At 68.0% G+C, this 15145-nt stretch carries 10 protein-coding genes; 4 read left to right on the top strand and 6 right to left on the bottom strand.

What is annotated here, in order from left to right:
- Positions 1-3 precede the first annotated feature (3 nt).
- Positions 4-648, bottom strand: a complete 645-nt coding sequence (gene rplC / locus ACH4RG_RS05600) for a 50S ribosomal protein L3 (protein WP_003966960.1) — start codon at positions 646-648, stop codon at positions 4-6.
- A 14-nt stretch (positions 649-662) separates the two neighbouring features.
- A complete protein-coding gene (gene rpsJ / locus ACH4RG_RS05595) occupies positions 663-971 on the bottom strand; it encodes a 30S ribosomal protein S10 (protein WP_003948644.1) in 309 nt (102 codons plus the stop codon).
- Positions 972-1439: 468 nt separating this feature from the next.
- Between rpsJ and ACH4RG_RS05590 the strand changes: the two genes are divergently transcribed.
- The 3 genes from ACH4RG_RS05590 (at position 1440) to ACH4RG_RS05580 (ending at position 9431) form a co-directional block, all read left to right on the top strand.
- Complete coding sequence (locus tag ACH4RG_RS05590; RefSeq protein WP_398539157.1) at positions 1440-1913, top strand: GNAT family N-acetyltransferase; 474 nt, start codon at positions 1440-1442, stop codon at positions 1911-1913.
- Between the two features lie 154 nt (positions 1914-2067).
- The gene (gene drmD, locus ACH4RG_RS05585; protein ID WP_397919900.1) at positions 2068-5307 is read left to right on the top strand and encodes a DISARM system SNF2-like helicase DrmD; all 3240 of its coding nucleotides are present in this window, start codon (positions 2068-2070) and stop codon (positions 5305-5307) included.
- Entirely contained in the window at positions 5307-9431 is a 4125-nt protein-coding gene (locus tag ACH4RG_RS05580) for an Eco57I restriction-modification methylase domain-containing protein (protein WP_398539156.1), read from the top strand. Before drmD ends, ACH4RG_RS05580 begins: the two co-directional genes overlap by 1 nt.
- Before the next feature lie 62 nt (positions 9432-9493).
- On the opposite strand, the gene ACH4RG_RS05575 is transcribed toward ACH4RG_RS05580, so the two are convergent.
- Both ACH4RG_RS05575 and ACH4RG_RS05570 read right to left on the bottom strand, forming a co-directional pair.
- Positions 9494-9703, bottom strand: coding sequence for a DUF397 domain-containing protein (locus ACH4RG_RS05575; RefSeq protein ID WP_397919896.1), 210 nt, complete (start codon positions 9701-9703; stop codon positions 9494-9496).
- The gene (locus ACH4RG_RS05570) at positions 9700-10578 is read right to left on the bottom strand and encodes a helix-turn-helix domain-containing protein (RefSeq protein ID WP_398539394.1); all 879 of its coding nucleotides are present in this window, start codon (positions 10576-10578) and stop codon (positions 9700-9702) included. Before ACH4RG_RS05570 ends, ACH4RG_RS05575 begins: the two co-directional genes overlap by 4 nt.
- Before the next feature lie 603 nt (positions 10579-11181).
- Here ACH4RG_RS05570 and ACH4RG_RS05565 point away from each other — a divergent pair.
- Positions 11182-12273, top strand: a complete 1092-nt coding sequence (locus ACH4RG_RS05565) for a hypothetical protein (RefSeq protein ID WP_398539155.1) — start codon at positions 11182-11184, stop codon at positions 12271-12273.
- A 143-nt stretch (positions 12274-12416) separates the two neighbouring features.
- On the opposite strand, the gene ACH4RG_RS05560 is transcribed toward ACH4RG_RS05565, so the two are convergent.
- Together ACH4RG_RS05560 and ACH4RG_RS05555 are read right to left on the bottom strand one after the other, a co-directional pair.
- Positions 12417-13271 carry a hypothetical protein gene (locus ACH4RG_RS05560; RefSeq protein WP_398539154.1) on the bottom strand — a complete coding sequence of 285 codons (855 nt, stop codon included), beginning with the start codon at positions 13269-13271 and terminating at the stop codon, positions 12417-12419.
- 128 nt (positions 13272-13399) lie between these two features.
- The gene (locus ACH4RG_RS05555) at positions 13400-15142 is read right to left on the bottom strand and encodes an alpha/beta hydrolase (protein WP_398539153.1); all 1743 of its coding nucleotides are present in this window, start codon (positions 15140-15142) and stop codon (positions 13400-13402) included.
- Between the last annotated feature and the right edge of the window lie 3 nt (positions 15143-15145).

The raw sequence follows: 15145 nt of genomic DNA, 5'->3' as shown, positions 1-15145 counted from the left end.
ACCTCAAGCCCCCTTGGCCGCGGTACGGACCAGGACGAGGCCGCCGTTCGGACCGGGGACCGCGCCCTTGATGAGGAGCAGACCCTTCTCCGCGTCAACCGCGTGGATGGTCAGGTTCTGGGTGGTGACGCGCTCGTTACCCATACGGCCCGCCATGCGCATGCCCTTGAAGACACGCCCAGGGGTGGCGCAGCCACCGATGGAACCGGGGGAACGGTGCTTGCGCTGGGTGCCGTGCCCGGCGCCGAGGCCCTTGAAGTTGTGACGCTTCATGACACCGGCGAAGCCCTTGCCCTTGCTCTTGCCCGTGACGTCGACCTTGACGCCGGACTCGAACACCTCGGCAGTGACCTCCTGGCCCAGCGTGTACTCGCTGGCGTCAGGGGTGCGGAGCTCCACCAGGTGGCGGCGCGGGGTGACGTCGGCCTTGGCGAAGTGACCCTTGAGGGGCTTGTTCACCTTGCGCGGGTCGATCTCGCCGAAGGCGATCTGGACCGCTTCGTAGCCGTCGCTGTCGTTGGTGCGAACCTGCGTCACGACGCACGGCCCGGCCTTGACGACGGTCACCGGGACAACCCGGTTGTTCTCGTCCCAGACCTGGGTCATGCCGAGCTTCTCGCCCAGGACGCCCTTGATGTTCTTGCTCATCTCGGCCCGTCCCCTCAGAGCTTGATCTCGATGTCGACGCCCGCCGGCAGGTCGAGGCGCATCAGCGAGTCAACCGTCTTCGGCGTGGGGTCGAGGATGTCGATGAGGCGCTTGTGGGTGCGCATCTCGAAGTGCTCGCGAGAGTCCTTGTACTTGTGCGGCGACTTGATGACGCAGTACACGTTCTTCTCAGTGGGCAGCGGCACCGGGCCCGCGACCGACGCACCAGTGCGGGTCACCGTCTCGACGATCTTCTTCGCCGAGGAGTCGATGACCTCGTGGTCGTAGGCCTTGAGCCGGATGCGGATCTTCTGTCCCGCCATGGCTACTAGTAGTCCTGTCTCTCGTAACGCTCTGGAACCCGGGGGTTCTCTGGACTCCTCCTCCGACCCACGCGGTCGGGCGTGTCGCATCCCCTCTACGAAAATCTCCCGAAGGAGATCCCAACCAAGGGGGTGCGGACCCTGAGACCGCGGAACCGGGGGCGGAACACCCACCGGGTGCCTGGCCGGCGCCCTGCGTTGCTTCCCGAAAGATTCCCGTACGTCCGGCCCTGGGGGCCGACGAGTACTGTGGGACTCGCTTCCGGTCCTCCCGGCGGGAGGCGCGCAGCATTGACACTCAACCGAGCAACCTGGTCAGTGTGCCATACGGGGCGCGGGCCTGGCCAATCGAGTCGGGAATCCTACCCCGAGCGAGCGAGTACTCAAACGCGGGCGCGCATCCGGCGGCGTCGGGACCCTCACGGACCTGCCGGAACTCCCCGTACGGCCCCCTGGCAGAATCCCGCCATGCCGACCACCAGCCTGCCCGACTGGGCCCTGCGCCCGGCCGCACCCGAGGACGTCGCAGCCATCGCCGAGCTGCGGGCCGTGGTCATGCGCCCGGACCTGGAGCGCCTCGGCCGCTACGACGCAGACCGGGTTCGCCGACGGCTGCGGGACTCCTACTCCCCCGAGCACACCTCGATCGTCGAGGCCGCCGACGCATTCGCGGGATGCGTGGCACTGCGGCCGGCGGCGGACTGCTGGTGGCTGGAGCACTTCTACCTCTCCCCCACCCTCCAAAGACAGGGCATCGGCTCGGCCGTCCTGCGCACACTGCTGGACCGCGCGGACGCGGAGCGGGCGCCCGTACGTCTGAACGTGCTCCAGGGAAGCCCCGCCCGGCGACTGTATGAGGCGCACGGATTCGCTCTGGAGCGGGAGGACCCCGTCGACGTTTTCCTGGTGCGCGGACCCGCGCCTGACACCGGCAGTTTTTGAGGAGGCCGAGAATCGACCGCGTGCCCAGGCCCCCCTCCTGCGTGCTGCTCGCCGCTGACCGCGGCCGCGGTCCCCACGGGCGGCCTCTGGGCCACCTGTCACCCGCCTAAGCTTCTCGCAGGGGTATAGGGGACAAGAGCGGGGAGCTGGATCGATGACGGACATGGCGGTAAGAACCGACCGGACCGAGAGCGAGACGGACGAGGTCACCGGAGTTCCGGCGCACGGCCAGCTGGTCACCGTGCGCAACCGCCCGTGGGTGGTCACGGAGGTCACTCGATCCGCGGTCTCCGCCGAGGACCCGGCGCGCGCGGCCGCGGCGTCCGCCCCTCATCTGGTGACCCTGGTATCGGTCGAGGACGACGCCCGCGACGAGGAGCTGCGGGTGGTGTGGGAGCTGGAGCAGGGCACGCTCGTCCACCAGCAGTACGCGCTGCCCTCACCCTCCGACGGCATCGACGCCCCCGAGCGGCTGGACGCCTTTCTGGACGCGGTCCGGTGGGGTGCCATCGCGTCCGCCGACAAGACGTCTCTCCAGGCGCCTTTCCGTTCCGGCGCGGAGATCCAGGACTACCAGCTCGCCCCGGTGGTCCGCGCTCTGTCCATGCCCCGGACGAATCTGCTCATCGCCGACGACGTCGGTCTCGGCAAGACCATCGAGGCGGGCCTGGTCATGCAGGAGCTCATGCTCCGCCACCGGGCCCGGACGATGCTGATCGTCTGCCCGGCCGGGCTCACGCTCCAGTGGCAGGACGAGATGCGGGACAAGTTCGGCCTGGACTTCAGGATCCTGAACACGGCGACGCTCAAGGAGCTGCGCCGCTCGCGGGGGCTGCACACCAATCCGTGGACGCACTACCCGCGGCTGATCGTCTCGGTCGACTGGCTGAAGCGGGAGCGGCCGATGCGCATGCTGCGCGAGGTCCTGCCGCAGATCCCCGAGTACCCCCGCGCCTTCGACCTGCTGGTGGTCGACGAGGTCCACACCTGTGCACCGTCCGGGACGGGCGAGTACGGCGTCGACTCCCAGCGGACGAAGGCGATCCGCACTCTCGCACCGCACTGCGAGCACCGCCTCTTCCTCTCCGCCACCCCGCACAACGGTTTCCTGAACTCCTTCACCGCCCTTCTGGAGCTGTTGGACGACCATCGGTTCGCCCGGGGAGTGAAACCCTCGGACGAACAGCTGCGCCGTGTGATGGTGCGACGCCTGAAGTCCGAGCTGCCGAAGACGTGGGACGGCAAGGCGCGCTTCCCCGAGCGGGTACCGCACGCCCTGGAGGTGCGCTACGCGGACGACGCCCGTGCCGCGTACCGGAAGCTGTCCGCGTACGCCCGCTCCCGCCGTGAGGCGGGCGGCGGCACCCGTGCCGCCCGCTCCGCGTCGGACTTCGTCACCACCCTGCTCAAGAAGCGGTTCCTGTCCTCTCCCAAGGCCTTCGCGGAAACGATCGACGTCCATATCGCGACGATGACGAAGGGGCCCGCCACGGAGCAGGCACCCAGCGAGAAAGTACTGCGACCTCTGATCGAGCGGGTGGAAGACACCGCGGAGAGCGATGAGAAGCATGCGGAGGCCGCGGAGCGGGCGCTGAACGCGGTGCGCAACGCGTCGCGCTCGCTCACCGCGGACGAGCACACCCAGCTCAAGGAGCTCTCCGTCTGGGCACGCACGGCCACCAAGCGGCCCGACGCGAAGTTCGCCGCCCTGCGCGACTGGCTCGACGGCATCGTGTGCAAGAACGGTCCGGCCGGGGACTGGGAGCCCGACCGCGTGATCGTCTTCACCGAGTACCGCGACACCCAGCGCTGGCTCCACGACCGGCTCATCGCCGCCGGCTATCCGCAGGACCGCATCGCCCAGCTGTACGGGGGCCAGCAGCCGGAGGAGCGCGAGCACATCAAGACGGTCTTCCAGGAGGACCCGTCCCTGGCCCCCGTCCGCATCCTGCTCGCCACCGACGCCGCGAGCGAGGGCATCAACCTCCAGGCCCACTGCCACCGTCTCCTGCACTGGGAGATCCCGTGGAACCCGAACCGGCTGGAGCAGCGCAACGGCCGCATCGACCGGCACGGCCAGCGAGCGGATCAGGTGGATGTCTTCCACTTCGTTCCCGAGGGCTGGCAGGGATTCACGGCGGCCGACGACGACCCGGACTCCCAGCACGAGGACGGCACGCTGGAGGACGAGCTCCACTTCCTCGCCGTGGCCGCCCGCAAGACGGAGCGCATCCGTGAGGACCTGGGCAGCGCCGGTGAGGTCATCGCGGCACAGGTCGAACAGAAGATGCTCGGCCGCCGTTCCGACTGGACCGCCGCCGACGCCGAGATCAGCAAGCGGTCGGGGCAGGCCGTCCTCAAGGTCGACCGGGATCTCGCCAGGGAGCTGGAGAAGCTGGTCGCCGAGCTCGCGGGCAGCCGCGACACCCTTCACCTCACGCCCGAGACCGTCGAGCGGGTCGTCCGGACCGGGCTCCAGCTCGCCCACCGCAAGGACCTGGCCGAGACCGCCGACCCGGCGGGCGGCGACTCCCCGGCCCGCTGCTTCCGCCTCCCCGAGCTTCCCGGCGCCTGGGCGCATGCCCGCAACGACGGCCTGCGCCACCCGCTCACCGGCCGGGAGCGGCCGGTGGTGTTCGACGAGCGCGACGCCCGGCGGCGCACCGACGTGGTCCTGATGCACCTGGGGCACCGGCTCGTCCAGATGTGCCTGCGGCTGCTGCGCGCCGAACTGTGGTCGGGCGGCAGGGAGGCGAAGCTGTCCCGGGTCACCGCGCGGGTGGTCCCCGGCGACCTGCTGCGTACGCCCGCGGTCATCGCCCACGGCCGTGTCGTGATCTCGGGCCGCGGGGGCGCCAGGCTCCACGAGGAGATCATCACCGCCGGAGGCGCGCTGGCCGGCGGGAAGCTGGACACCGCCCGCCAGGAGGAGCTGGACGCCTGGCTCGCGGCGGCGGGCGAGGAGCTGCCGGCCGCGGAGGTCACGGACCGCCTCACCGCCCTCTGGCCCCAGCTGGAGGACCGGCTCTCCCGCGCGCTGCGCAACCGGGCGCACACCCGCTTCCGGTCGGTTGAGAAACTTCTGGCAACCCGCTGCGAGGAGGAGGTACAAGGCGTACGCAAGGTCCTCGCCGAGCTGGAGCGCAGCATCCGGGACCGTCTCGACGACCACGGATACTGGGAGCAGGGCTCCCTCTTCGACGTCGACGACGAGCGGCGCCAGCTGCGCGCGGACCGTGAGGCCCTGCGCGAGCGCCTGGACACGATTCCCGCCCTGATCGAGTCCGAGTCCGACGCGCTGCGCGCTCGCTGGGCCGACCCGACGCCCCGCTGGTTCCCCGTCGCCGTCACTTTCCTCGTCCCGTCCGCCCTCGCCCGTGGAGACCGTCGCTGATGCCCCCCGCCGCCCGCCGCGCACCCGTCCTGGGGCACATCCCGACCCCCGCCGAGCAGCACGCGGAGTGGCTGCGGCTGCTCCGCCCCGACGGCCCGTTCATCGCCCTGCCCGTCCTCACCGAAGTCTTCCCTCAAGGGCTGGACACCGTCCCCACGGAGACCTGGCAGCGGCTGCGCCAGGCCTGGGAGGAGGTCCAGGAGGATCCGGCGCTCCTGCGCCACGGCTGGGAACGGCTGATCCTCGACGAGCTGCTGGGCTGGACCCCCGGGCTGCGCGAAGGGGCCGCTGTCCCGGAGTCGGTACGGGCCGGGGCGAACACTCCGGACGCGGTGCTGCTGGGCCCCGGCCCGCACGGCCCTTCCTCGCGTGTCCTCTTCTTCCGTACGCCCGGGTGGGGGGACTCCCTGACCCGGGCGACGGGCGACACCCCGTCGCCGGTGGACCGGGCCGCCGACCTGACCCGCTGGCGCGAGGTGCCGCTGGCCCTGCTGACCAACGGCCGGGAGTGGGCCCTGGTCCACGCCCGCCCGAAGGAGGCCACCACCGTCGCCGTCTTCGACGCGGATCTGTGGCTGGAGGAGCCGCTGCTGCTGCGCGCCTTCGCAAGCCTGCTGCACGCCCGCCGCGCCGTCCTCCCCGCCCTGGACCCCGCGGGGGCGCACACCTCCTCGCTCACCGCGCTGTTCGCCCGTACTGCCGACCAGCAGGCGGAGGTCACCGACACCCTCGGCAAGCAGGTACGCGCGGCGGTCGCCCTGCTCGTCGCCGAGCTGTCACGCCTCGACCGCGAGTCGGACGGCGAGCTGCTCGCCCGTGTCGACGGCAAGCCGCTGTACGACAGTGCCCTGACCGTCATGATGCGGCTCGTCTTCCTCCTGTACGCCGAGGAGCAGCGGCTCCTCCCCTCGGACGACCGCCTGTACGCCGAGTCCTACGCCGTCGCCCCGCTGCACGACGCGCTGGACGCCGAACGCTCCCTGCACGGCGGCGAACTGGGCGACCGCCGCGCCGCCGCCTGGCCGCGGCTCCTCGCCGTGTTCGCCGCGATCCACGGCGGGTCGACCCACGACGAGCTGTGGATTCCCGCGTACGGCGGCTCTCTCTTCGACCCGGCCCGCTACCCGTGGCTCGTGGGGGCCAAGGTCACCGACCGGGTGGTGTTCGAGATCCTCGACGCCCTCCTCGTCCTGCGCCGCAAGGGCAAGGGGCGCGAGGCCATGTCGTACAAGGGCCTGGACGTCGAGCAGATCGGCCATGTCTACGAGGGCCTGCTGGAGTACGGCTGCGAGCGCGCCGAGGAGCCGTACCTGGGAATCGCCCTCGGCCGAGACGGCCAGTACGAGGCGGTGCTGCCGCTGGCGGAACTGGAGGCGTGGCAGGCGGCCGGTTCGATCGAGCGCGAGCTGAAGGACGCGACCGGGGTCACCTCGGTCGCCCAGATCCGGAAGGCCCTGGACGGGGCGGGCGCGGTCACCGCCGAGCTGCACGCTTCGGCGGGCAACGACGACGAGCTGGCGGCCCGGATCGCCCCCTTCGCGGGCCTGGTCGACGACGACCTGCGGGGTGAACCACGGGTGTTCCCGGCCGGCTCGATGGTGATGGTCCGGTCAGGCAACCGCCGCAACACGGGCACGCACTACACCCCGAAGAAGCTGGCAGAGGAGGTCGTCGAGCACACCCTGGCTCCCCTCTGCTACTCCCCCGGCCCGGCGGACGGCGCGGCGGCCGGCGCGTGGAAGGCCAAGCCGGCCGAGGAACTGCTGAAGCTGCGGGTGCTGGACCCGGCGATGGGCTCGGGTGCGTTCCTGGTCTCCGCCTGCCGCTACCTCTCGGACCGGGTGGTCGACGCCTGGCTCCGGGACGGCCTGCCGGACGAGATCCGCAAGGACGTGGGCGAGGAAGACCGCGACGAGCTGCTGCGGGTGGCACGCCGGCTGGTCGCCGACCGTTGCCTGTTCGGCGTGGACCGGGACCCGATGGCGGTGGAGCTGGCGAAGCTATCGCTGTGGCTGGTGACGCTGGCGAAGGGACGGCCGTTCTCGTTCCTGGACCACGCTTTGCGGTTCGGGGACTCGCTGGTCGGCGTCATCGACGTGGAACAGATCAAGTCGTTCCATCTGGACTCGGGCGCAAGGCAGTTGAGCCCTGAGGCGTCGCGTGCGCTGGACGTGACGGAGACGCTGCTCTCGAAGGCGGCGGAGCTGCGCCGCGAGATCGAGGCGACCCCCGTCCACGACATCCGGAGCATCGACGCGAAGACGGCGAAGCTGCGCGAGGCAGAGTCCCTGACGGACCGGCTGCGGCTGGCCGCCGACGCGGTGGTGGGGGCGGCCCTGGCGGCGGAGGGCATCTCCGACGAGGAGGCATCCGACCGTACGGGCGAGGAGAAGCAGGGCGGCAAGCGGGGTGCCGCCCAGTTCCGGGACGCGAAGGAGACCGCGAAGGAGCGGGCCTACAGCGACCGGCTGGAGTCGGTGGTGGGGCTGGTCGCCTCGGCGCTGGAGGACAGCGGCACGGAGGCGGGCCCGGAGGGTGGTTGGTCGTACGCGGGTGAGCAGGCGCGGGGAGTGGTGGACCGGTGGCTGACGGGCGAGCGGGCAGCCGCTGTACGGCCGTTGCACTGGCCGCTGGAGTTCCCGGAGATCATGGGGGTGGGGGGTGCGTCGGGGTTCGACGCGGTGATCGGGAACCCGCCGTTCATCGGGGGGAAGAAGCTCACTGGGGCGTTGGGGACGGACTACCGGGAGTACCTGGTCAACCGGCTGGCGGGGGGCACGCGGGGGCACGCGGACCTGTGCGCGTACTTCCTGCTGCGGAACCTGGCGCTAGCGCCGGGGCGCCGGGCCGGGATCATCGCGACGAATACGATCGCGCAAGGGGACACCCGGGAGGTTGGGCTGGATCAGGCTACTGACGCGGGGTGGACGGTTTATCGGGCCATCAAGTCGCAGCCTTGGCCGGGGACTGCAGCGCTGGAAGTGTCGTTGATCTGGTTGGGGTGCCCCAGTGAGGGCGAGCCAAGAACGCTTGACGAGCACCGGGTTCGGGGAATTACTCCAAGTCTGGACTCGGAGTCGCGCGTGAGCGGACGGGCACTCAGGCTGGCCGCAAACTCCGACGAGTCATTTCAGGGCGTCCTTCTCCGAGGAATGGGGTTCGTACTCCAACCTAGCGAGGCGCAAGCGCTAATCACCGGGAATCGCCGAAACAAGGAGGTTCTGCTCCCGTACCTAAGCGGCGAAGACCTTAACTCGCAACCTGACTGTTCAGCCAGCCGCTGGGCAATCGACTTTCGTGACTGGCCGGAAGAAAAAGCTCGCTCCTATCCAGATGTCTGGAATATTATAGAATCCCAGGTCAAGCCAGTCCGGGATAAAGTGGCGCCAGGATCGGCAATCAAATTCTGGCACCACTGGCGTCGCCGCCCAGAATTGCACGAGGCGATCGCTGGCTTTGATCAGGTGATCGCGATCGCCCGCGTGAGCAGCACAGCAGCTGCAACCTTCGTTCCTACCGGACAAGTTCTGCACGAGAAGTTGATCGTCTTCCCATCCGACTCACCCGCACTACTCGCCTTGCTGAACTCTAACGTCCATATCAGCTGGGCGTGGAAATACTCAGCCACACTCAAAACAGACCTGCAATACACCCCGTCAGACTGCTACGAGACCTTCCCCCGCCCAACCGATTCCCCTACGATGACCAAAGCTGGATGCAAACTGCATTTTGCCCGCCAGGCTGCGATGATCAGTCGCAATATCGGACTAACTAAGCTCTACAAACTTGTCCACGCTGAGACCGAGCAGTCTACCGACATCGAAGCCCTCCGAAAAGCCCACACTGCGGTGGACAACGCCGTCGTCGAGGCATACGGCTGGACGGACCTCGATCCGAAACACGGGTTCCACGAAATGCGGCAAGGCCCGCGCTTCACCATCGATCCCATCGTCCAGACCGAGATCTTGGACCGTCTCCTGGAGCTCAACCACGCCCGCTACAAGGAAGAACTAGCGGCCGGACTGCACGCCCCCGGGGCCACGAAGAAGGCCGCCCCGAAGCGGAAAGCGAAGCCAAAGGTGGAGCCCAAGCCGGAGGACGGCGTCCAGGACGGGTTCTTCTGAGGAAGACAGCAGCGCGCCCCCTCCCGGCTTCGGCCAAGGGTGGGGGCGTGAGTCGTGCGAGGTCAGCGCCCGGCCGCGTACGAGACGAAGCCCGCCCACGCGGCGGGGGCAAGGGCGAGACGGGGGCCCTGGAGGTTCTTGGAGTCTCTGACGTGGACGGCGTACCGGGCCGTCGCGACCTCGACGCATTCGTTGCTGTTGCTGCTGTCGCTGTAGCTGCTCTTGAACCAGGCCAGCTCAGAAGCGTCCCCGGCAGAGGTCTCGCTCATCATGTCTCTCCCAGCACTTGCTCGATGAAGGTCCGCGACTCCCTAGGGTTGAGAGCCTGCGCCCGGATGAGGCCACACTGTAGCTCGATGATCCGGAGTTGCTTCGGGTCGGAGACCGGCCGGCTGCCGAAGTCCCCTTGAGAACGTCCCACCGCCGAGCCGTCCTTGAACTTCAGCACCTGGATCTCGCCGCCCATTCCGGCATGCTCGTCCCGACTGGTCGGCATCACCTGAATCTCGACATTGCGCAACTCGCCCACTTCCAGCAGACGTTCAAGCTGCCGACGCCACACCATTCTGCCCCCGAGGTGGCGCCGCAGGCTCACCTCTTCCTGGACAAAACTGAGCTCCGGAGCCGGCGAGCGGCTGAAGATGGACTGCCGGGCCACGCGAGCGGCCACCAGCCTCTCCACCTCGTCCTGCGAGTACGCGGGCCTGCGCATCCCGAACAACGCCCGCGCATACTCTTCGGTCTGCAAGAGCCCGTGGATGTTGTGACTTCCGTACGCCGAGAGCTCCACCGCCGCGGCCTCCAGCTTCGCCAGCTCCCGGATCTTCTTCGGGTACCGCACCTCCGCGATGTCCGCCTTCATCGCCGCGAGCTTGCCTTCCGCCCCCAGCACCGCGTCCGCGCCGTCCATGAACTCCGGGCGAGGGATGCGCCGCCCGCCCTCCACCTTGTAGACGAGGTCCTCCCCGTACCCCATCGCCGCCCCGAACTCTCCCGCCCGCATGCCCGCAGCCTCGCGCCAGGCCTTGATCTGGCGGCCCACGGCGGTAACCACCGCCACCCCCGACTCGTCGTCCGGGTCGACCTCCCAGCCGGGCTCGTCGGCCCCGCCGTCCCCGTGCTCCGTACCGTCGCCAACCACGCTCATGCGAGCCCCACTTCCGACGTGCGTGCCGTTCACTTCACAACCGCGTCCGTTCCCGGGAAGTCACTCGGGACAGCCGGGACAACGCCGGACAAGCCCCGGACAGTCTCCGTACGCCTGGATTCCGACCGCGCACGGTAGGCAGCAGGGATGCCGGCGACACGCCATGCCCGAGAGATCCCCCACCCTCAACACGCCACTGCGTGCCGGGCCTTCACCACACCGGACAGCGCCCCGCCCAGGTCCGGATGGACCGCACTCGCCCCCCGCACGACACGGCCCCCACCGGATCGCGCCACAGCACGACCCGGTGCCCCGCAAAACGCCGCCACCGGATCGCGCCCGACCGCGACGCGGTGACCCGCGACATCAACTACTCAAAGAACCAAGAGAAATAACCCCACCCGACCCACCCCGGCGACCACCTGACGCGTCCCAGGGGCTCGTCACCCACATGGGTGAGGTTTGCCAACTGAACTGGATTTGGTGCCGGTTGTCCGGCATATGCTCACGCCAGCAACACCCCACCCGACATACGTCGGCCCCCGACCGGGACTCCACATCCCAACCGAGGGCCTGACCACCAAGGAAGCAGCAACCTTCCCGATGGATACCCAGCAGAATACTGCGCTCACCCGCGCCCTGGCAGAAGTTCCCGGACCTCTCCCGGCCCGTGGCGTGATCCACATCGTCATCCCGCACACCGACCGCTTCACCGTCGTCGGCAACCACCTCGCCCAGCACCCCGGCCTCAGCACCGCAGCCGTGGGCTTCGCCGTCCGCATCCAGTCGCTGCCCCAAGGCACCGAGATCGGCGTAAAGGCCCTCGCCGCCCGCTTCCCCGAGGGCGAGAAGCTCATCGCCGCCGCCCTGCGTGAACTGGAAGCCATCGGCTACCTGCAACGAGCCCGTACCCGCCTGCCGGACGGCCGGATCGTCACCCGCACGGTCTTCTGCAACCAGCCCGCAGCGCTGTTATGGCCCCGGAAGACGGCCCCGCATCAGCCCGCCACCCCGCAGGCCCCAGCCCCCGCACCCACGCCCCAGCCCGGACCGGCCCTGCCGCCCCAGCCCCAGCCCGTACCGGAGCCGGAACCCACGCTTCAGCCGGTACAGGTTCTGGCCGCTGCGCCTCAGCCCGTACACGTCCCAGCAGCCGCTCCCGAGCCCGAAGCGCCCCTCGCGACCCCGCCCCCGTGCGCTCCCGCACCACCGCCCCAGCAGTCGGCCGCCCCGCTCTTCGTCCCGCTGGTCCCGACCCCGACCGCGCCCAAGCCGCCGCCCCGGCCCCTCCCGCAGCCACGCGAACTCACCCCGGAGCTGCACCGTGCCGCCACCGCGCTTCTGGCCGACCTCCGACGCCACACACCGGAGTTCACGCTCTCCGAGTACGACCTCCAGCAACTCGCCCCGGCAGTCGCGGCCTGGCTCGAACGCGAGGCCCGTCCCGACGCCATCCGCCACGCCCTCACCAACGACCCACCTCATCCGCTCCGACACCCCGCGAAGCTTCTGAGGCACCGGCTCACGGCCCTGCTGCCCCCACCGCTCCCCGGCGCCCATGACCTCACCGTGCACGTCCGCCGCGTCACCATCACGCCCTTCCAGACTTGCGACGGCTGCGAACGAGCCTTCCGCTCCTCCACGCCCGGACGTTGCCGCGACTGCCGAACCGACCACGAGCAGGCCGCCGCCTGACCTGTCCGTGAGCACGGGCTCGGGCAATCGACCACTCACCGGGCCCGGCCCTCAAGTGCGGCCCGGCCCGCGAGGACATCGACGTACTGCATCAGCGCCTCATGCCTGGTTCGTGGGCTCGTCCTCTCGGTGATCAAGCGGTCCTACACCGAGCGGTCCTCGTCCCGGCGCATATAGGGAGGCGGCCACTCGCGTTCCCAGGCGGCGGAGACGCGGATGACGGAGTCTCCGTGGGTCCGGGTCACGCCGGCTCCCGCCTCGTGATCGTCCGGTGTCAGAGCAACCACTGCGTTTCCGGCCTGTGCCGCCTCCTCCGCGCTCGGCTCCCGTGTCTGCCAACCGTGCTCCCGCAGCGAACGCACCATGTGGTGGAAGGCGCGCTCCGCGGACGGAGCGTCCTCGCAGGTGTACGTCCACTGGTGATCGGCGTAGCACGAACCGTCCTGCGGACGCACGAGAACGGCCGGTTCCTCGTCGGAAGGACGTCCGTCGACAAGGCTGTCCAGAATCTGGCTGGAGACGGCTCGCACTCCGTTCATCGCTTCCTGGCGTTCCTGCAGCTCGGCATCGGTCCGGGGAGCCGGGTGGCCAAGGGATGATGGCACCGGTTCCCTGTCCCAGAAGCAGGGAGAGGTGACGCCGACACTGAGCTGGCCACCCATACCCATCGCTACCTGCATGAGGAAGTCGTCGGGCTTGCTCCTCAGGTTGGCTGCTACCACACGGCGCCCGTAATCCGGCTCGGCGTCAACGACGTGACCAGCTTCCTTCCAGTTCCCGAAGACCTTGCGGACGACATCTTCTGCTGAATCCCGCGGAATGCCTTTCAGCCAGAAGTTCCGCGTCAGGGTGACACGCTCCTCGGATCCGCCATCGCTGGGTTCCTTGCAGGACTTCACACCTCCCCCGAACGATTCAAGGGTCGGCTCGGGAGTCACCCCGTGAATGGCTTCGCGAATCAGCGACTCAGCAGTTCGCTCCGCCTGATTCATGTCCATTCCCGTACCTCCATTCCGAGCAGCGGAACCACTCGATTCACTGCGCCCTGCCGATTCGTCGCCGCCTGCGCCACACCCGGCCGCGAGGAAAGAAATACTTACGATCAGGCAGAGCAGACGCCCAGATTTCACTGCGGTTCCGCCCCACTCATCGGATACTCACCGTTCACGATCAGCGCCATATTTTTCAGGGATTCAGAGTTCTCGTCCCAGTAGAGGCTGTGTGCAGCGAACGGAGGCCACTTGCTTCCGTCTTGCACTCCGAACTGCTGCCCACCAAAGCCCGGGTCCGTGGGGTCGACCCCGAAGGGTCGCTCGCCCCAACTCCAGGGATTGTAGATGGATCGCGTCGGCAGGCTCGCCACAACATCGTTTCGCGATTTCCCGGCCCACACGTTCTCCGGTGGAATATTCAAGTCAGCCGCATGATCCACGCCGACTCCCGGGCTACCGACGAAAATAGCGGCATCAACGGGCGGGGTATCGTCCCCGGAGAGCATCTTTCCAGAAACCAGCGACCCGTAACTGTGCCCCAACAGAGTGTCGTTGGCAGGTTCACCCTGATGTGAAGCCTGCAATCCGTCCAGAAAATCGTTGAGGACCGGCGCTCCATCACTGGCCAAACCCTCCTTGGCTACCGCCACAGGGTTCTGAGGGGCATCATATCCCAGCCACATCAATGAGGCGTATTTCTTTTCCGGATCACCCAGCGCAACCGCCTGACTGTAAAGGCTTTCCGCTCTTTCGATATCACCTCCGACTGTTTCGAGCTTGGTGTTCATCCCAGGCACGTACGTCATCACGTTGTCTGCCTCGTCGGGGTTTCCGACCGAAACTATGGCGTGCCCATTTTTTTCGGTATCGATACCGAGGAGATATAGCTCCGGAATATCCTTCTCACCCGTGGAGTCGAGGTGGTGCTGCACCTGATTCAGACCAGCCAATTTCTTATCTATATCTTTCACTCTGTTCTCGATGGAACGGTTCACATACCGCCCGTCCTGTGAGAGAAGGTCCCGCATCAAAATCAATCTCTCACGCTCCATCTCCCATCTGGCAGAGGTGGCTCGCAAGGTATACCTGTTCCCTTCGTCGCGAATCTCCGAGGGCAGCCCGTCCAGGGTTCCGACCGTGGCAATATTGAGAGAGACATAGTCGCTCCTCTGCTCCTCAGTAAGTCCGTCCCACCACGCCGCGTTCTCTTCAGGCGTTCCGTTCTTGGGTGGCTCAAGAATGAGGTTCAGATAATCCTCGGCACCCTTGAGAGTGCCTCTTACGTCGTGGCGGGTATTAATCCAGTCGCGGCCGGAAACCGTGAGATCGTCATCCGCTTCGAGATTCTTGAGCTTCGCCGACCATTTCACATCCACCTCGGTGGCCTCTTTTATGGCCTCGGCGATGCGGTTGGCGTAGGTTTGAGCTGCGTTGTGGTTCGGGTTGATACCCGGCCCCTGCACCAACGCGGCCCCGCCCGACACGGTGCCGCCAGGGATGTTCTCGCTGCCCGCCCCGCTCCAGGCCCCGTAGCTGACCGAACCGTCCTCCCGGACCCGGAGGCGGGCGCCTGTCGCATCGCCGACGGCGAGGTCGAGCTTGACTTTCGCCAGTCGTAACTCCAGAGCGAACGCGTTGAGCGCGGCACTGATCAAGCCGCACTCGACCTGGGTGTACTGGAAGTTCTTGGACAGCTCGCGAAGTTGCGTCACTGCCGCATTCAGCGCTTCACCACGGAGGGATTTCTGCATCCCAGGAATCACCTGGTTGTAGAGATCATCCTTGGCCTGACTGGCCATGCTGCCGGCCTTGCGGTAACCATCTGCCGCGTTCTCGAAATCAGAGATCCTGAGAGACTTGAGCGTTGCGTAGTCCACAGT

The sequence above is a fragment of the Streptomyces sp. NPDC021019 genome, assembly GCF_044333295.1.
Taxonomy (GTDB): Bacteria; Actinomycetota; Actinomycetes; order Streptomycetales; family Streptomycetaceae; genus Streptomyces.
Note: the sequence above shows the minus strand (reverse complement) of the source record. Positions and strands in the feature narration are given on the sequence as shown.